Here is a 17,685-nt window from a genome sequence, read left to right as displayed (position 1 = left end):
GGGCCCGTTGAGGTACTGGATCTAGAGGAGCTTCAATCGCTGCTCTTCACAGATCGCACAGACAGACTCGACAAGAACTGATGGGGCATCGGCTCGTGAGCCGGTTGCTCTAGCGGGTCGTGCGCCGCATCTCGGAGGATCCGTTGAGCGGGCGTAAGGGTGTCGAAGTGCATTCAGCCACCTCGCACTATGGAGACCACACAGGAGACGAGTCTAGCAAGTCGGAAGATTGTGGGCGATCTGTGGGGAAAACGTCCGAAGCCTCGCAAATAGGGCACGCCCGCGGATCTGTATCTTTGGCCAGTGGGTGTGGCAGGCACCGAGGGCAGGGCGGGGCAGCCGAGAATGGGGAGCGGCATGCTCCCCATTTGGAATTCAAGCCAGGTCGTCAACTGGCGCAGTTGGCCCGTTGTTCTTAACAGCCTGAATTCCTGCCTCGCGGGCTTGGGTGGAAGAGTAGGTCTCACTGGTACCAATGCGCTCGCCGTTAGCGGCCTTGAGGTTGAACATAGGCTGGCCGTTTGCCGCGTTCTTGCGCTCATAGCGCGAATCGTCAGGAGAGTTCACCTTGACTGAAGCAATTCCAGTCAGTGCCCCCTGCTTGGAGGCATACAATTCACTGGTGAGGATGATCTCGTTATTGCCGGCCTTAAGGACAAAGCGGTACTGCGTTCCCGAACGACTCAGAACATATCGAGCTGCCATGCAAGTTCCCCTAGCTGCGCCTGGATTGGCCAAGCGAATCTGTCAGAGGAAATCCTGAGTGTCTATCAGGGAAAGCCGCACCTCGACGAAAGATCGGCAGCATCCGGCAAAAACTGAAGCCATATCGACATTTACATCGTCCTGACAAACATAAGATACGTTATGCGAAGTAACTTATTGATTCAGAAAGCTTTGTTGTCCCAACACTACTCTAGGGTCGATGCACGAAGCAAGTGACCGCAGTACAGGCACGGCCCGGGATGATCACCTCTGGGGGTCGCGCCAACCAGCGATCGCGGCGCGACGCCTCCTGAGCTCATTCACTTCGAAGGAGCTTTCTACGACGCGCTCTATTTGCCAGCCAGATCGCCCAGCCTGTAAACGAACAGGCCCAGACGGCGATGACCAAGGCGATGACCATGATCGACCGATCAGTTTCGTTCATTGGGGAGTACTCCGCAGCTGCACCTGGTGCAGATCACATGGTATCTGACGCAGCCCAGGTTGAGTGCGGACACGGCAGCTGCATTCATCGCTATTTCGCAAATTTCTGGTCGTGGCAAAGGCCAGTTGCGGGCAGTATGGCTGCATGCGAAGGACGTCAGCACTAGGCGCCAGGTTCCTCACCCTGATCGTGTTTTGGTGCATGGAGCAATTGTGGAATCATGACTACGGTCATGTCCTTAGAATGCAATGCATGCAGCAGCAGGCCCATCAATGCTACGGGGAGGCAGCCTTGAAATCTGTCGAGAACTCGGCAGTTGAGGCCGTCAGATTTGAGGCAGACCGTCGCCGGGCGTGTCGAAGCTACCGAATTGGTGAAGCAGAAGGCGCGGATACCACAATTTCCAGCGGAGCAAGGGGCGAATTCTTGTTCGCGCAGAAGTCTCGGGGGCGTCTCTTTGGGCAAGCCAGTAATTGGGGGCGAACTTTCGTAGCAATCGGGGCGAATGTCTGCTGCAGCGGGGGCTGTCTGCCGCACCGAAAACGCCCGGCCTCTAACGCATTGATTTTAGAAGATATGGATGGGGTGAGCTTAGCCTCTTCCTGGCAGCTTCCGTCCACCAAAGATGCCCGATATTTCCGGAAGTCCACCAAAGATGCCCGATATTCCCGGAAGTTCACCAAAGACGCCCGGCATTTCCAGAAGTACATAAATAACGCCCAACAGTTCCGGAAGCCCATAAAACACGCCCACGACTGCCGGGGGTTCATTAGAATTGCCAATTAGCCCACGCGGCGGCAAAGCCTCCCCTTGTGTTGCGTACTCGCATGAAGGCTACTGCCGTTCGCAGTCCGGCACGAGACAGTGCCGTTGCCCCAATGATGGCAAAAATTGCTAAGAACTGCCTGCCTTAGGATTTCTGCTGGATTCTAGCTGTTTTTCGAGGTGTCACCCAGGCGACCCGGACTTCTCTCAAGGAACGGGCGGAACCCTGAAGCTCGATGACCGGATACCCACCTGAAGGCAGTACATCCTTCGGATTCAGCTTGAACACCCTTGCAAGCGTCAACGCCAAGCCTTCCTCATAAGCGGTTGCCAGAACCCACACAAGCGCGTCGACCAAGGCGGATCTTCCCTTAATGCTGTCCAATACCGAAGCGACGATTACGGAAGGGGACCTATCCGGCTTGTCGTTCGCGATACCAAAGGCCGCAGCGGCCAGCTCCAGCGCTGTGCCGCACGCTAACGTTACCATCGGGTCGACAACCGAGAGATTGAGCCAAGTCGCGCCGCTGGCAGAAACACCATAGGGAGCTAGGAACGACTCGTGCCGCTCTACCTCAGTGGGTCCTTGGGTGTCGTAGTGCGTTGAGCGGAAGCTCAGGACAGATAGGCCTTCAAGTCCGACCCTGGCGCATGCCGCTGCAGTGGCCCGCGTCAAAGCATCGTAGGCCATCAATGGGAGCGGAGCGCACATGAGGCCCGAGTTGCCGCCAATCATTGCCCAGCCCCAGAACGCCCCTGGCTCCGGATCGTCAGCGGATGGCTGGAAAGCCTCATACCTTACGTGAGCATTGCCATCGTCCTGGTGGACGGGCGGCATAGGAGTCGTTCTATCAATCAGGCGCGCCAGAGCTGAAGGCCAGCTTTGCGCATCACTGGGGAAGTGAATCACTCGGCCTGCCCGCTGGCGTGATGCCCAATGAAGGTAGTCATCCACCCACTGCGACACTTCACGAGCGGGAAATTGCCTGACGTCCAGTAGCGCTGTGTGGGCGTCGATTGGCTGAAATCCACAAGTACAAGTCCCGAGACCACCGGAGTGGTCAAAACTGGTGCCCAGCGTCCTTCCGCATGCCTCGCAGTGGCTGATGAGCTTCTCGCCATGCCAAGGGCACGCAGAGATGGAAGGAAGGAGAAATAGTGAACAATGGTAGCCGTGAAGTGCGCATGCGGGGCACCGCATATATGGAAGCTCACTACCCGCGAGAAGTCGAAGTGATTGAACTGGAAGCCACGCGGCCGGATTCCATAGATTCTTCGTTGTGACGTCACGGACTTCGATGGCTGACGCAAAAGTATCCTGCACCCGGCCCGGCAGAAGCAAAGGGCGGAGCATGGAGCGCCCAGTCTTACGCCTCACCCCCATGATCATGAGTTGCTCACTTGTTGGCATGCCCAGTGCAACGATCCGCTGCAGCACGCCGTAGCCCGATATGTATGGATAGAACTCATGCTCTGCGCCGACAATCCGAGGCGTAGAAGGATTTACGGCGCGAGAGCTATTCATTGCTTCCCCCTACCTGGTTTGCCGTATTCTGTATCTTCTCAATGATGGCGATTGCCTTGTCGGACATCTTCTCGCGCATGCGAATGAACTCGGTTCGCAGGTACCCGACATGCACAAGCGCAGCACGGACGTCAGATGGAGTGAAGCGTTCGAAACTCTGCTGAAACCAAGCGTTCGTTAGCAGATTCCGCACGGTCGATGTGAAGGAGCACATCGGCCAGCCACTATGTTCGGGAAGTCCCACCTCCCTCCGGAGGGCGGACACAGCATCGCAAATCATCTCCGTTTCAGATTCCAGCCGCCATCCGCGATCAAATGCGTCGGTGGCGAAGTATCTAGAAAATGGCATGTCCTCTGTCGGCCACCATGCTGCGCCGTCGTAGCGCGACAGGGCATGCCTGACCTCATCTCGCGCCGCAAGAGGAAGAAATGGGGCTGAGTCCAGAAACCACCGGCGAACAACATGTGACGGATGGTGCTGCCACATGTCGCCAAGCTCGATGCCCTGCTGGTCACTTTGGTACACAAAGACCAAAAAGAGAGTAAGCCTGTCCTTGCTCATCAAGTTATCAAGATCTTCTAAGCACTGAAACTCAAGATTGGTGAGCCGTTGAGCACTGTCGATGAACAATACGTACCTGCGTACGTCGGCGTGCCCACACGCGGCGCGCATGTGATTGTGTATTCGTGCCCTCAGCTCGTGAGGCCTGGCCGATGACCAGCGCGGCATTCCCAGTTGATGTGAAAGCGCGTGCCAGAAGCTCAGCGGGCTCCTGCATGCATCTGAGGTTGCGACGATTGCCCTGGCCACACCTGCGCGGCGTCCGTCCTCCACGAGCCAGCGCCAGTCGGTTTCGACTAGATAGTCTTGCGCCGTGGATTTGCCAACCCCGCTCTCTGAGTAAAGAGAGCACCCATGATGACCCTGCTGAATGTTGTACAGAACGAAATCCGCCATGCGTTCGACAGGCTTCGTGTTGATACGGTAGCCAGACTCAATGAAAAGTGGATGGTCGGGGTCAAGGCGACGGACGGCCATGATGGCCTCCGCAAGGTCCGATCTAGTCATCAAGATTCACCTTGCCTCCCCGGGGGACTCTTACCGGGATGTGAGCTGGCTGGGACCGAATGTCGGGCAGACGGCCGAAGTGCAACTGCTGCAAGCGCGCAAGTTGGTCGACTGCGGGTTGGGACGTGTCTGCAGTAGATCGAAGATGCGCTATGAAGGCTTCAATTGCACACTCCACGCCAGCGATTGAGAAATCACTGCGCTGTTTGGACCAACGACAGATGATCCTTCGCGTCCTCTCGTCATGCGGCGCGCGCGACCAAGGCGCTCGCGCGGTAGCCACTCCGAATGGCACGGTGGCACTTTGAAGTAGCACGATTGAACGAAGATCGCGCCTATTCACGCGCGCAAGAATCCTGGTGCCAATCAGTCCCCATTTATCGTTAAGGGAAGGGGATCGGTAGTCCGCATACAAGTAGGTGACATGGGGCAACTCCCCATTATCCTTGTTGCCTTTTACGGGCAGGCTTACGATTGTCGAAGCCATATCTGCAGCATCCAGGCCACAGGTTTCCGGCGCAAACGCAAACGCTGACTCTTTGCGATTCGTGAGATACGCTAGCGGCGTCATCTGTCCGAGTGCGGAGTGAGGCGTCGCGTTGTAGTTGGCTATGATGACGTCCAGGAGCTCCTCGAGAAGGTGCATCTGGATGGGATGGGCATCCGGAGAGAAGTTGCTGATCCTGATCTTGTTTTCCCCCAGCCGTTTGGCGGGCTCAAAACCGCCGGGGATCTTACGCAGCGCACCACGTTCCAAGCGCGAGAAGAATTGCTCTACAATGGGTCGTGAGCGCGGTGTGTGCGACTTTCCGAAGATCATCACACCTCCCCGAGCCCTGCAGAATGCTGCTTCGAGTGCATGGGCCGAGTGCGCAAGGAAGTTGTCCAGTGCGACAGCGGCCGAGCGCGTGACTATCGGCGTTGCTGCCTGATAGACGGGCATTCCAGCGCCAGGTGCGTAGAAGAGGTCCGGGATCGTCAGGTCCCTGGGAGCCCAGGGTTCCATTGACTTGGACAAGCAGAGCGCTACATCAAGATTGTCATAGCTCTGGCCGACACAGAGAAGCCATCCCGTTACCGCCCTGGATTCAGTCTCTATTTCGATGAGAAGCCATAGCCGTGACACTTTGCGCGTAACACGCGCGCCATTGGGCATATCGATGGAGATCTTGCATTCAACATCGATTTGGTGCGCGTCAAACTCCGTTCTGGCGAACAGGCCCATCCGTACTGCTTGCTCCAAAGCGACAGGAGCGTTCGATGCCGATTGAGGTTCATAAAGGTCCACGTCGGCTACTGCCGACTGCCGCCGCTTGAGCAAAGCAAGCAGCGAGCGCTTCCCCTTGCCAGGATCGTTCAGGGGGAATTTGTCCTCCAGGTTGTGCTGCTTCAGCTCCGCAAGGACTCGTTGGTGCAATTTTACGAACGCGCTTGGAGGGCGGCCCGGCGGCAGATGGGTTGCAAAGCCATCGATCAAGGCTTTAACACTCGGCACAGCTTCGGAGACTTTGTGCCACGCAAATCTTCCTGGAACCAGCGGCAATTCCGCGGGTTCGAAGGAAAGCTCAGTCGAGTAACTGCCCCATGGAATGCATACGCGAAATCCGTGCGGCATGCCATCGTGGGCTATCGTGGGCGCTTTCATTGCCATGCGCTTCAGGCGTTTGTGGCAGATTCCATATCTCCGGGATATAGCGGTGATGGTGGAACGGCCCAGAAGCAAGGCGGTGAGTGCTTCCTTGGCCACGCGGAACTTGGAGAGATGATCTGGTGCAATATCAACCGGATGTGGGGAGTACCACTCGTCGAGTGTCGCCTGATCATAGATTTCGTACCTAGCCATGACGCACCTCCACGAGGGCATCCGGATCCCCTGGGCGATAGTCCACGAGTTGTACGCGGCCGGTGTAGACGAGGCTTGCCACTGCGCAAGCCACTGCGAACCGGGCCTGGCCCGTCTGCAGTTGTAATGCGCTCATGGTGAGGCGCTCAACGTTCTGGAGCATGTCCTCAATCCTCACTTCCAACTGCCTGGCCCCCGCGATCTTTGCATTGGCCCAGACAAGCGGAAGTAGTTCGTAGGCAACAGCGACCTCGCTGGCGCGAGATGCCAGAGAGTTTTCGTGGACAAGTCGCAATACGAGCCCTTGATTCAAGGCCATGTGGATGAGCTCGTCATCTGCGGGAAGCTTGACTAAGCCAACGCTCAGTGAAGCCACCCGTTTTGTAGGGATTACAAACTGGTAGTGCTGGGTGCCATCCCTCCGCCCGACCCAGAAGCTCAACTCAAGGTCGCGCTTCTCGCCTACCGTGATTCGACGCGGCCTCTCAACATACATCTCCACCTGGGGGTCAAATTCGAGCATCAGCGCCTGGCAAAAGTTGACCAGGTCGGCCACCGTTACGGTCCGCCCATTCTTCGGGGACTGAAATACAAAGATTTCGCGGCGGTCGCGCTTGCCGCGTGCTAGCTCGAGAGGGGAATGGGGCAGATGCCCCTCACGGCGGTCTTCGTCCGTCGGTTTGGCGGTCGCGCTTTTTCCTGCGGTCATCATCCTGCTCCTCAGCCGTCGGCTTGCGAACGTCTGCCCGGTCTCGAGATTGGAACAAGGTGCCCATTCAGGTTCGCCTCCGCCATATGAGATGGGGAGGAAATGGGCGCACCCCTCCGCGCGAACGGGAAGTCGCTTGACTTTGTCAAGGAAAAGGGTGAGCCTCAGGGTACAGGCTGAGTTTCACCACCATCTGCTCCAACAGATGTCACTTGCCCCCGCGCCAACGGGGGCAAGTCATTTCCAGGGTTCGGAGATGTTAGTTTCCGGCTCTTGGTACTCTCCTCGGCGCTCGGCGAGCGCATCTTCGGGGACGTCTTGAGTCTGTTCTTGAAACGCTACAAGCCCGGCCCCTTGAGTTTGGGTTGTGGGGCGTCATTCCTGGTTGGGCTTCAGAGCAGCCGCTTCATCTTGCGGGGTGCCAGATACTGCCGGCGGACTGATTGCGGCCCTCAGCCCAACCATCCAGTCGGCGATGTCCATCGCAAAGGCAAATTTGCCGCGGCGGCCGGGCACTTTGAATATCTTCACGGGCAAGGTTCCGCGTGCCTCTGCTTGGCGGAGCGCGTGGCTGGAGCGATAGCCAAGAGCTCGCGGCAAGTTTTCATAGCCGATGAGAGGCCCGAAATGAAAGGTCAATTCTCTTTCGATCTCACGGCGTTCCGGGGCCAGGATTGATTCGTTGGTCCGCTCCGTCATGGCGTGGTCACACCCCGTCGCTTGTGTCCTCCTGATTCTGCCCCTCTAATACGGATGGTGGAAGGAGTAACAAACTCGCGTTTCGTTACCCATCAAAGGTGAATGGGGAGGGGCACGGCCATGGCGCTCAAAGAGATACCCTTTTACGGCGAGGCGCGACTTGCCCGCATGCGTGCAAGCACGAGCATACTTCCCGCCAACCGAGCCGTGCCGTACTGCCTGCGATCACTCAGTGTCGGATTGTGGTTTGAATGCTTGCGAAGCCGAATGGGCCTATCCAGCGCATACGCGCTCGGACAGTCGATATCCCCGGAGCGTCCCGGCTGCCACTCCAATGTGTGGGTGAAATATGCCCATGCGGAACACGTCCCGTCCCAGGCGACGCAGGCAGCAGCCGAGGCGCGCTATCCCGGCTCCCGCATGGTTCTATGTTCACCGGTCTGGGCCGCTCTGAATGTCCACGAGGCACTTGGCGGTTGTGGAGAATCAATACTCATGTCGCTCAGTGCACCTGTGCAACTGGAAGTGTTCAGCGGAGCGAGCTTGCGAGCCGGCATGTTTGTCCGCCGAGACCGTCGGTTACGAGAGATCACCGAGGGCTTGTGCGGGCTGGGCACTCTGGATAGCCTGGCGGCACTAGTGGTGATGTTGAGGGTCGCCCATGAGCAGGGCAGACGGCATGACTGCTTTGCCTTGGGGCGTGCACTGCACGATTGCCTGCTACTGGTGGGGCAGGATAGTCCCATCCAGCTTATTGCCGAAGAGCTGTTCTGGTACTTCAGCCATTTCGTGCTTCCTTTCACAGGGTGCCGGGGTGTTCGGATTGCATCGTCGCGACGCCGCTTGCTCCTGCAGCATGAGGTTCTCTCCCGCCTCGTACTTGAGCTTGAAGACAGCGGGTTCGACTATCTCCCAGGCATGCGTCACCCGCTCTTGCGGGTAGTCCGCAATCAGCAGCATGCTCCGTCTTTGCGCTTCTTCTCGCCCGGCGTCGGACCCTGCAGCGCAACATCGCGGCAGATGGCGCGGTAGCGCTATCAATACAGAGTCTTGTTGAGACGAGGAGGCATCCAGGATGGTGAGCGCAGAGACTAAAGGCTCGACCGATTACGAAATGAGCCGCTTGTGGTGGGCGGCACGGCTGTCGCAGTCGAGTAGAGGCTCAAGATGATTGCCTATCTTGGTTGGGGGTCGCTGGTATGGCAACCCGACGGTCTACCGGTTCGTGGACAGTGGCTGGCAGACGGGCCAACGGTTTGCGTAGAGTTTTTAAGGCAATCCGGCAATGGACGGCTTACGTTGGTCATGCATGCGGCCGCGTCTGCTGTCACCTCCTTCTGGGTTGAGGCTGGTACCGACGACGAGGGCGACGCCAAGCGAGCCTTGCGTGAGCGGGAAGCCATTCCCTCAAAGAACATGGAGCGACACTTGGGGGTCTGGACACATGGCTGTCCAGCACCGGCGAGTATTCCTGGGCTCGCTGACTGGGCCGCTGCTCGCGGGATTACCACTGTGCTATGGACGGCGCTGCCACCGAAGTTCAACGGGGAAAATCAACGCGTCCCATCAGTGGAAGAAGCAGTTGCCTACCTCGCAAGCCTCTCAGGGCAAACTGCGACGCTCGCAGAAGAGTACGTCCGGCGAGCCCCGCCCCAGATTGACACCGTCTATCGTCGTGAGTTTGCTGCACGTCTAGGCTGGCATCCCCTTCCGAAAGGGAGCTAACTGCGACGTGCGTGTGATAGCCGATGGCCAAACTCCGGCAATGGCCAGCACCGTTTCTCACCTTGGGCCGACTTGGGCCGGAAGGCCCGGCCCTGTCAGCGCTGCCCGGGGCTCCGGCTCAACAACTGGATGAGCAGAAGCCACTTGTGTGTCACTTTGCCGGCGGAGGCAGCACAACGATGAGTGCCATCCATGGGGCGATTGCCAGAACAGTGGCAATGTACGCGTACTTCAAACAGCTGAATTTTGACGAGAGAATCTTGGAATTGCGCCAACATTGACCCAGGAGGTCTTCCTCGAACTCCATCAGCGTACGCTCCGCGCACTTCTGCAAGAACTCGTGCTCGGCCATGCTCGACACCCGTTCAAAGAAGATGAGCGAATTTGACCCGCCTCGCAGTTCCGGAAAATATCCGTACCACAGGTGCCAGAAGCTAACAGTAAGCGGTGTAAGGAACAAAACGCCCACAACCGAGATCAGGGCCGTTAGTTCATCAAGTTTCGGCAGCCGCGTCGCGATCATGGCAAGCATGCCCAGGTTGATACCCAGGCCGACCGAGAGTTTTGTGTCTACACGGGAGAAGAAGCCCAAGACCAAATTCAGCTGCTGCCAAGCGGCACTAACGCGGTCGCTTTGATTTGGCGGGTGGCCGCCAGAATTTTGAGGTTCTTGCACGGGGTGAGTTCTCTGTCTTGAGGGATACGGTTTGTGTTCGTTTGATGGCAGATCGAAGACCGCAGATGTCCAGCGTTCCGCAGCAGCGCGCTCCTGCAGCCGCACAATCCTCAAGGAAAGCTGTGTCGGCCAGCGCACATCGGTGCTGTTCCAAGATGAAAGTGACCAGGGCCGCAGCGTGGTCGCCACATGCAGTGATCGCACCGTCAGGATCGCGGCCACATGGGCAGACTGGGGGTCTCCCGACCAAGGTTTCAGTGCGCGTCGACACCCGAGCAAGGAGTAGTTTGCCGTGCCAGAGCTCGAGCCTCCGCTTCTGAGGGCGCGAATCCTTGCGGACCATGAACTGCCCCGCGAGCACATCTGCCTTGAATGCCGGACCCAGTCGTTCGGCTGCCTGCTCAGCATTGGCCTGATGCTGCGCAGCACGACCGTGCGCGCGGCCGTTCTCCGCTCCAGGAAAGACCCGGCGGGCGTTCGCGCCGATCTGGTAGGTCAGGTACTGGTAGACCGTGGCCCACCAATGCCTCGCTGCTGCTTCGTCTTGGATCCGGCTCGGATTGTCTTCTCCCCAGCCGAGGCAGAAGCTACGGTCACCGTTGATATGCCGATCGGGACAGAACCCCGGCAGCATGCCGGGGTCGGCGATCTCGCGCACTGAGACGTGCTCGCCTGCAACGGAGACGAGCAATCTAAATGCGTACTCGGCTCCGCCGGCCCGAACCACTGTGATCCCAACCAGCCCCCCGACAGGGTCTACGATCAACGTGGCACCGTAGTCCGGTGCCACGCGCTGCAGCAGCTCCAAAGGCCTTGGCGTCACGTCGCGGCCACATGAGGACGGATCGGCTGCGCGAGCGCAGGAGCCACTGCGGGTGCCACTTCAGCGTAGTGTGCCTCCAGTGTTGCCTTCGCCACGCGGTCCCCGGATGCGGCGAGTTCCTCCACCGCTGCGGCATAGTCTAGGTTCGCCGCCTTTCGCTTGTCGGTAAAGACGGTCCGTATCGCGGCGCTGGCGGCCTTGTAGGCATTTTCACCAATGGCCGTCTCCACACCGTCGCAGAGTCGTTGTTGGGCTTCAGATTCCAACACCGCTCGCCCCGTGGCACACCGCGGAAGGCTCCCCTTCATGCCCAGGCGGGAAATGGCAAGGGGGCCAAGTTCGAAGCCAATGGCCAATCCCAGCTCTGCCACTTCCGCGCCTTCGGCGCTCAGTTGCTCCAGGGCAGTGGAGAAACTGCTGCGCAATGCACCCGCGCACTGGGCAGCGGTGCTGACCGTGTCCTGCGCATCTGTCGTCTGTGACGTGCCCTCCAGCAGCACCCCATGAAGGCAGTCGCCAATAAAACGGACACGACGCCCTCCAAAATCCTCGTGTACGACCGCATCCAGCTCAGAGCGCAATACGTGCAGTGTTCGAACCAGATGTTCGGGATCCTCCTCTAAGTGCTTGTCCACGAAGTCGGTGAATCCGTCAATGTCGGCATAGATCGAAACGCCATCAAATCGCCTTGAGTTCGCCGCGCTGAGCAGGGAGAAGTCCAGATCAGAAAGCGGAGGCGTCGGTCGACTGAACTTGAATTCGCCGATAGGGAGCTCGGCCTGTTCATCTTTCCAGAGTTCGATGATGCGCGACTTGGAAATGCCGAGTGCAGCGGCCTCGACGCATGCGGAAATCTGAGCATCGGTCAGCGAAGTGGTGCGGTCCTTGTTGCCGGTCAAGGTAGGCAGTTCAAGCACGGCACGTGCGCCGTGCGTCAGGTAGATGCCTTCAGCCCCTCCATGCCCGGCACACTTGGCCGCCTGATTGGCTGGGGAGCCTAAGAAAAGAGGTTCTCGGCTGGCGCGACGACCATTGTTGACGGCCAACGCCATCCCGCTGTCAATGCCGACACGAACCTGGGCATTGGGGATGTGCGCGTCCGAGTCGCCCGTTTCAGCCAGCACATCGATGGCGAGCTGGGCGATCGCAACCGCGCGCTCGATCCGGGCGCGTTCGTTGGCATCGCCGTACGGCTTGGTCACAACCGCATGCAGCCGCTGGTTGTGAAAGTCCACACGGATGGCATCACTTTCAACGAGGATGCGATGGACGGCGCGGTAGTGCTGATTCAGGAATCGAAGGGCCCGCTTGTGGCAGGTTTCGCCTTCGATGTCAGTGCAGCTAAGCATGTCCGCCAGATTGACGATGTCGATGTAGACATGCGCCCCTTGGACGCGATAGGCGCGATTGACTGGAATATCCACCAGCGAGGTTTCCCGCTTGTAATCGCGGATGTCCACGTCGCGGACTTCGGCGTAACGGGTGGCAATGCGCTTCTTGGTGCGATCTTTTTTCCAGCTGTGTCCCATCGTGCTACTCCCTGCGCCCAAGAGGAGGCCAGGCCGGGCGGGTCGCGTCGCCTACGGCGTGGCTGGCAGCCGGATTCATTCCAGCTCCTTTGGGCGTATATTGGGACCCAGTTCACACTTTCAAGGGGGCAGTATGGGGACTGGGATCGTCGAGCGCCTCGCGGCGGATGATGGCAGGCGACTGATCGCCGCCTTGGCTGAGTTCCGCCTGCTGGCCGGCTTGGACGCGGCCGCAGCCCAGCTGGCACAGGCCGGGGAATTGCTCGACGTGGGGACAGGGCAGGCCTTTATCACTCAGGGCGCCCCAGAGACCGACGTTTTCTTCATTGTCTCCGGCTCCGTGGACGTGCTGGTCAACGGCAAAGTGGTTAATACCCGAAGGGCTGGGGACCACGTCGGCGAAATGGCAGCCATCGAACCGGCGCAACTGCGGGCGGCAACTGTTACTGCACGCGAGCCGACCGTAGTGCTAAAGGTGCCGGAAATCGATTTCAGCAGGATTGCGGATTCACACCCCGTCATCTGGCGGCGGCTGGCCGCGACCCTTTCGCGCCGTCTAAAAGAGCGCAATCACATGATTACCCAACCTCGCGGACAGGTCCGGGTCTTTGTGATGTCGTCGGTGGAGGCGCTCCCTGTCACGCGGTTGCTGGTACAGCACTTCGAGCACGACCCGTTCCTGACGGTGGTATGGGACCACGGGGTGTTCCGCGCCGCCAACTACACACTTGACGAGCTCGAGCGCCAGCTGGAACAGGCAGACTTTGCCATTGCCGTGGCCCACGCGGATGACATGGTCATCAGCCGCGGTGACGAGTGGCCTGTCATGCGCGACAACGTCGTCTTTGAACTGGGTATGTTCATTGGATTCCTGGGGCGTCGGCGCGCCTTCTTGATGGAGCCGCGCGAAGACAAGCTGAAGCTTCCCAGTGATCTCACGGGGCTCACGACCGTCCCCTACCGATACACCCCTGGCCCGGACGCCCGGGCTTTGATTGCACCGGCATGCGAACAAATTCGCTCCCGCATTCTCGAAGCTGGGCCGAGGGACTGACGGTGGCACTGCTGGAAGAGATGACGGCCGCCGTGCAGGCGATAGCACAAACCCGATGGTCTACACGGAGAGGTCAAGTTGTACCCGATCCAGAAGATCTGCGATTGGGCAATGACGCAGTGGAGTTTGATCGTGCCACTGTTTTGTACGCGGACCTGAACGGCTCAACGAATATGGTCGACACCGAAGCCTGGCAGTTGAGTGCAGAGATCTACAAAGCGTTCCTGCACTGTGCAGCGACGATCATCAGGAAAGAGGGCGGCAAGATCACCTCCTACGACGGAGATCGTGTCATGGGCATCTGGGTGGGTGACCGGCAAGCCACGCCGGCGGCTAAGGCCGGGTTGAAAATCAACTATGCGGTCAAGATGATCGTCATGCCAGCGTTGAAAAAGCAGTACCCCGACTGGACAGGTACCGTGAGGCATGTCGTCGGAATCGACAGCAGCCCAATCCGAGCTGCTCGCACGGGTATTCGAGGCGGCAACGACATCGTCTGGGTTGGACGCGCGGCCAATCATGCGGCCAAGCTCACGGACCTGGACCTTGCCCCGTCAACCTGGATTACCGATGAGGTGTTCATCCGGTTGGCTGATGAGTTGAAGTACGGTGGAACGCCGCCGACTCTGATGTGGGAGGCGTTCCGCTGGAACCGGCAGGGTGGTCGCCGCATTCACGGATCAGACTGGGCTTGGCGCGTCTAAAGCGCCCTCTGCGGACCCGGCATTCGCAGGGCCAGCATGGCAGGGAAAGGGCGCACTGTTAGAGGCCGATTTCATGGCGCGGGAGTCAGGCAGCCGAGTCCTGCCCTCCGATGAGTGCGCGCCGGGAGAGGAACCCGCTGCCATTGCGGAGCTCTGGCAGAGGTTCATCTACGCACCGGCCCCTAGCGCCGCATTGATCTCAGCGAAGGCCTTCTCAAAGCGCTCCAGCGTTTCATTGATGGCCGTAGTTTCCGCGGCCAGCACGTGCTGATTCTGGATGAGCCAGTTGGCGGGAGTGAAATGATCCAGGGGCGGAACGGAAGCCCCCATGACATTAAACAGTGCTTCGGCCTGTTTGACCTGGCGCGTCAGGGCACCGTCTTGGCTGAACTGCCGGGCGGAAATTTGCCCTTTTCCCTTCAGACCGTAGGCACCGTTGAGGATGTCGGCGAAGACGGCGGGTGCGAAGAAGTCCTCAATGTCGCTCTCCGCCTTTCCGGTGAAATCCGTGGCTACCAAGACGCCGGAAGTCTTCATGATCTGAGACTCCCTCAGCCGCTGCACCTTGCCTTTATCGCCATTGCCGTAGTCACACAAGGCGACCATGTGGATGCCCTTGCCAGAGAAGAGCGAGGCGAACGATTGCACTTTGTCTATGCCGCCTGTGGGGCAGATCACCCACCGGCTGTCCAAGCCTTGGCGCTTGCGTTGCTTGAGCGCGTGCGATGCCGCCTGAAGATAGAGCACATCCGAAGGTCCTTCGACCAACAGGGTATGCGCTCCCACAAACAGGCTTTGGGTAACCTCGTAACCGAGATGGGCCTGAAGGGGGAACAGCGTGTCCTGATCGACGCTCAGGACGTCCGCGGAGACCTGTGTGCCCTTAACGGTGGGGCGGCGACGCTGGTCGTAGGTGACAACGTCCTCGACGACGCGAACGTCCGCAAGACGATCGGCCGGCACCATAAAGGGCGAGTGGGTGCTGTAGATGACCTGGTGGTCGGGGAGTAGACGCTCAATGATGTAGCGGAGCAGATCAGCTTGCGCCTTTCCATGTAGCGTCAATCCAGGCTCATCCAGAAGGATGATCGCACCGGGGTTCCTCTTTCGCATCTGCTTGAACTGCGACAGGAAGGAGAAGAACCAGACGAATCCGGCGCTGCGCTCAGACAGGGGCACCGAAACCTTGTGGTTGTCATTCCGAATGCGGATTTTGGCAACAGTCCCGCTATTGAAGGGGGCGGGATCCTCGGAGAGGCCTTGGGCAAGCGCTATCTCTACACTGAGCGCGTCGTTCTGACTCCAAAACTCGAAGATCTCATCGGTAATTTCATTGGAGGCGGCTTGGCAACGTGCGTTGAGCTCTTCCAGGCGTGTGCTGGACTGCAATTCGCTGACCGACGTCCCGGCGTACTCGAGGAAGTCGAGGAAAATCTGGTCACCCGGGGAGATCGTCGCGCCGCTTTGGGTGTCACGAGACAGCTTGTCCAGCGATATCTCCCCGGACATGCGATCAAAGTGAGAGGTATAGAAGAACGCCGGCATCCTTTTCTGCAGGATATCGATGGCCGCCAGCACTGGTTTCCCCTTGCGGAAGCCGCTGATGGACCGCTTGACCGCCTGCAATTGGTCAGACGGCTCGGGGTGCGCATCTATCTCGACCACGAGTCGATCCAGCAATATCTTGGAAAACTTCTCCCGCTCTTCGCCTGCCACACCGTGCTGGTCGAGCAGAAACGCGCGCACCACGTTGGGATCGACGTGAATGCTCCAAGTGCTGTGGCCACTGTAATCTGTCGTTACGTCAACGGTCGTACTACTTAACGCGCCGGCACCCAGGACGTCGGCGACCGCCTTTTGGTCTTCGTGGCTGAGCTCCCAGGTCAGGGTGGCAACCGGTGCGGGTTCGTCGTCGTGGCGTTCCTCATACCGCGTGAGGAAGCGGCGGGGGTAATCGCGCACCGTGTCGTAAGCAAACTGGTCGGCGATGGGACGGGTACCAAACAACGCCGTCAGAATTGCAGTCTTGCCCGCCTCGTTCTTACCGACCAAGCAGGTCAGCTCTCCGACATCGAACGTTCCGGAATCCTCTGCAGAACGGAAGTTTCGGATCCGTGCCTTGACTAGCTTCATGCTGCCCCCTGATTCCTGCCGTGGATGGTGCGCGTCTTGTGCAGGATAGGGCCCGAGCGGGGCACATTCAACGCGCACTGCTGGCCGCTCGGGCCGGAGGCTCAGTCCTCATCCATCAGGCGCGCGGCGGGGTTGCTGCCGACGCCGCCCTGCTGGAAATATCCGATCACGCTGGCCACGGAGCGGTGATCGGTCATCGCCATCAGCGCCGGCAGGGCCACCCCACGCCGCGCACCTTCGGTAACAAAGCCCGAGCGCAGGCTGTGGCCGGCAAAGTCCCCGTCCAGACCGGCCAACCGCGCCCGGTCCTTAACGATGGCGGCGACCGCCTTGCCGCTGAGCGCGCCGCCCAATGACCGTGGCCAGACGCGCCGGAACAGGGGGCCGTCGGTAATCTCGGCCACGTCCAGCCAGTCCTGCAGTGCGGTGGCTGCCTCTCCCAGGATGGGCTTGTCGGGGCTGCTGCCAACCACTGGCCCGGACTGCAAGGTTTTTCCGTGATCCAAGCGATAGGTGTAGCCGCCTTCGGGCAGTCGGGTGAGGTGATTCACCGTCGCCTCGGCGACTTCGCTGCGGCGGCGCCCGCCGCTAGCAAAGGCAAAGTAGAGCAGGGCGCGATCGCGCTTCCCCTTGAGCGAGGTGTCGCAGGTGGCCGCCATTGCGCGCAGATCTGCGGCTGACAGCGCGGTCTTCTTGGCCGGGCGCTCGCCTCGTTTGTGAGAAGCCCTGCGCCCCTTGGACAGTAGGGTCCTCACGGCGCGATTCTCGCAAGGGTTGTCTTGGCGGGCCTGCTTGTGGGCCGCCGACAAGACCGCCACCCGGTGGACCAGGCTGGAGAACGCCAGCGGCCCAGGCTTCTTCTTCAGGCCCGCATGCACCAAGGCACTATCCAAGTCTGCAGGCAGATCCCAACGAAGCCCCAAATCGCCTGAGCGCCCCATGTGATCCACGATGAACTGAACCACTGCCGCCGGGGGGACGGGTAGGGCGATGGGCCTGCCATAGCGCCCTTCGAACCAGCCCGCCCAATAGCGCAGGGCGCCGGCGTAGCTGCGAATGGTGTTAGGCGCTTCGGCCTCCTGCAGGATGTCTCGCACCGCTTCTGCGGCGGAAGTGGCCAGCCGCTCCGGAACCAGCCCCGAAACGAGTTCCCCTGACGCAGCAGTGATATTATTCATATGTACTATGTATTGTGCACTATGATTAGGTTGAGCTACATCTGATAAATATGCCTTATCAGACATGGCCTGCCAATTCTCACCGTTCCGCAGAAGGACACCC

The 17,685-nt window shown here is 59.4% G+C and carries 13 protein-coding genes; 2 read left to right on the top strand and 11 right to left on the bottom strand.

Features of this window, described 5'->3' with window-relative positions:
- Positions 1-375 precede the first annotated feature (375 nt).
- The 9 genes from N5C18_RS13685 to N5C18_RS13645 form a co-directional block, all read right to left on the bottom strand.
- A complete protein-coding gene (locus N5C18_RS13685) occupies positions 376-705 on the bottom strand; it encodes a YegP family protein (RefSeq protein ID WP_279944790.1) in 330 nt (109 codons plus the stop codon).
- 1,355 nt (positions 706-2,060) lie between these two features.
- Positions 2,061-2,606: a hypothetical protein gene (locus N5C18_RS13680; protein ID WP_126412179.1), complete on the bottom strand. Its 546-nt coding sequence runs from the start codon at positions 2,604-2,606 to the stop codon at positions 2,061-2,063.
- A gap of 826 nt (positions 2,607-3,432) precedes the next feature.
- Positions 3,433-4,479, bottom strand: coding sequence for an ATP-binding protein (locus N5C18_RS13675; protein WP_072167141.1), 1,047 nt, complete (start codon positions 4,477-4,479; stop codon positions 3,433-3,435).
- 22 nt (positions 4,480-4,501) lie between these two features.
- Positions 4,502-6,352 carry a hypothetical protein gene (locus tag N5C18_RS13670; protein WP_024956856.1) on the bottom strand — a complete coding sequence of 617 codons (1,851 nt, stop codon included), beginning with the start codon at positions 6,350-6,352 and terminating at the stop codon, positions 4,502-4,504.
- Positions 6,345-7,061, bottom strand: coding sequence for a hypothetical protein (locus tag N5C18_RS13665; RefSeq protein ID WP_049401583.1), 717 nt, complete (start codon positions 7,059-7,061; stop codon positions 6,345-6,347). The genes N5C18_RS13670 and N5C18_RS13665 overlap by 8 nt, the downstream gene beginning before the upstream one ends.
- 375 nt (positions 7,062-7,436) lie before the next feature.
- Entirely contained in the window at positions 7,437-7,760 is a 324-nt protein-coding gene (locus N5C18_RS13660) for a hypothetical protein (protein ID WP_024956858.1), read from the bottom strand.
- A 720-nt stretch (positions 7,761-8,480) separates the two neighbouring features.
- Positions 8,481-8,720, bottom strand: coding sequence for a hypothetical protein (locus tag N5C18_RS13655; protein WP_126412177.1), 240 nt, complete (start codon positions 8,718-8,720; stop codon positions 8,481-8,483).
- A 916-nt stretch (positions 8,721-9,636) separates the two neighbouring features.
- Positions 9,637-10,383: a Pycsar system effector family protein gene (locus N5C18_RS13650; protein WP_128990601.1), complete on the bottom strand. Its 747-nt coding sequence runs from the start codon at positions 10,381-10,383 to the stop codon at positions 9,637-9,639.
- 597 nt (positions 10,384-10,980) lie between these two features.
- A complete protein-coding gene (locus N5C18_RS13645; RefSeq protein WP_071227354.1) occupies positions 10,981-12,513 on the bottom strand; it encodes an adenylate/guanylate cyclase domain-containing protein in 1,533 nt (510 codons plus the stop codon).
- Positions 12,514-12,646: 133 nt separating this feature from the next.
- On the opposite strand from N5C18_RS13645, the gene N5C18_RS13640 reads away from it, so the two are divergent.
- A complete protein-coding gene (locus N5C18_RS13640; RefSeq protein ID WP_088428977.1) occupies positions 12,647-13,567 on the top strand; it encodes a TIR domain-containing protein in 921 nt (306 codons plus the stop codon).
- A 2-nt stretch (positions 13,568-13,569) separates the two neighbouring features.
- Positions 13,570-14,271 carry an adenylate/guanylate cyclase domain-containing protein gene (locus N5C18_RS13635; RefSeq protein WP_197621874.1) on the top strand — a complete coding sequence of 234 codons (702 nt, stop codon included), beginning with the start codon at positions 13,570-13,572 and terminating at the stop codon, positions 14,269-14,271.
- Between the two features lie 168 nt (positions 14,272-14,439).
- Here N5C18_RS13635 and N5C18_RS13630 read toward each other — a convergent pair whose 3' ends face one another.
- Together N5C18_RS13630 and N5C18_RS13625 are read right to left on the bottom strand one after the other, a co-directional pair.
- Entirely contained in the window at positions 14,440-16,404 is a 1,965-nt protein-coding gene (locus N5C18_RS13630) for an AAA family ATPase (RefSeq protein WP_024956865.1), read from the bottom strand.
- A 101-nt stretch (positions 16,405-16,505) separates the two neighbouring features.
- Positions 16,506-17,582, bottom strand: coding sequence for a site-specific integrase (locus tag N5C18_RS13625; protein ID WP_043033496.1), 1,077 nt, complete (start codon positions 17,580-17,582; stop codon positions 16,506-16,508).
- Between the last annotated feature and the right edge of the window lie 103 nt (positions 17,583-17,685).

Origin of the sequence: Stenotrophomonas sp. GD03930 (assembly GCF_029839665.1) — a bacterium.
Taxonomy (GTDB): domain Bacteria; phylum Pseudomonadota; class Gammaproteobacteria; order Xanthomonadales; family Xanthomonadaceae; genus Stenotrophomonas; species Stenotrophomonas forensis.
This window is presented reverse-complemented; position numbering and strand designations above follow the sequence as displayed.

Bases quoted from the DNA above. Each gene is read 5' to 3' on its own strand.
- N5C18_RS13685 (WP_279944790.1), bottom strand. From the start codon at position 705: ATGGCAGCTCGATATGTTCTGAGTCGTTCGGGAACGCAGTACCGCTTT.
- N5C18_RS13680 (WP_126412179.1), bottom strand. From the start codon at position 2,606: ATGGCCTACGATGCTTTGACGCGGGCCACTGCAGCGGCATGCGCCAGG.
- N5C18_RS13675 (WP_072167141.1), bottom strand. From the start codon at position 4,479: ATGGCCGTCCGTCGCCTTGACCCCGACCATCCACTTTTCATTGAGTCT.
- N5C18_RS13670 (WP_024956856.1), bottom strand. From the start codon at position 6,352: ATGGCTAGGTACGAAATCTATGATCAGGCGACACTCGACGAGTGGTAC.
- N5C18_RS13665 (WP_049401583.1), bottom strand. From the start codon at position 7,061: ATGACCGCAGGAAAAAGCGCGACCGCCAAACCGACGGACGAAGACCGC.
- N5C18_RS13660 (WP_024956858.1), bottom strand. From the start codon at position 7,760: ATGACGGAGCGGACCAACGAATCAATCCTGGCCCCGGAACGCCGTGAG.
- N5C18_RS13655 (WP_126412177.1), bottom strand. From the start codon at position 8,720: ATGCTGCTGATTGCGGACTACCCGCAAGAGCGGGTGACGCATGCCTGG.
- N5C18_RS13645 (WP_071227354.1), bottom strand. From the start codon at position 12,513: ATGGGACACAGCTGGAAAAAAGATCGCACCAAGAAGCGCATTGCCACC.
- N5C18_RS13640 (WP_088428977.1), top strand. From the start codon at position 12,647: ATGGGGACTGGGATCGTCGAGCGCCTCGCGGCGGATGATGGCAGGCGA.
- N5C18_RS13630 (WP_024956865.1), bottom strand. From the start codon at position 16,404: ATGAAGCTAGTCAAGGCACGGATCCGAAACTTCCGTTCTGCAGAGGAT.
- N5C18_RS13625 (WP_043033496.1), bottom strand. From the start codon at position 17,582: ATGAATAATATCACTGCTGCGTCAGGGGAACTCGTTTCGGGGCTGGTT.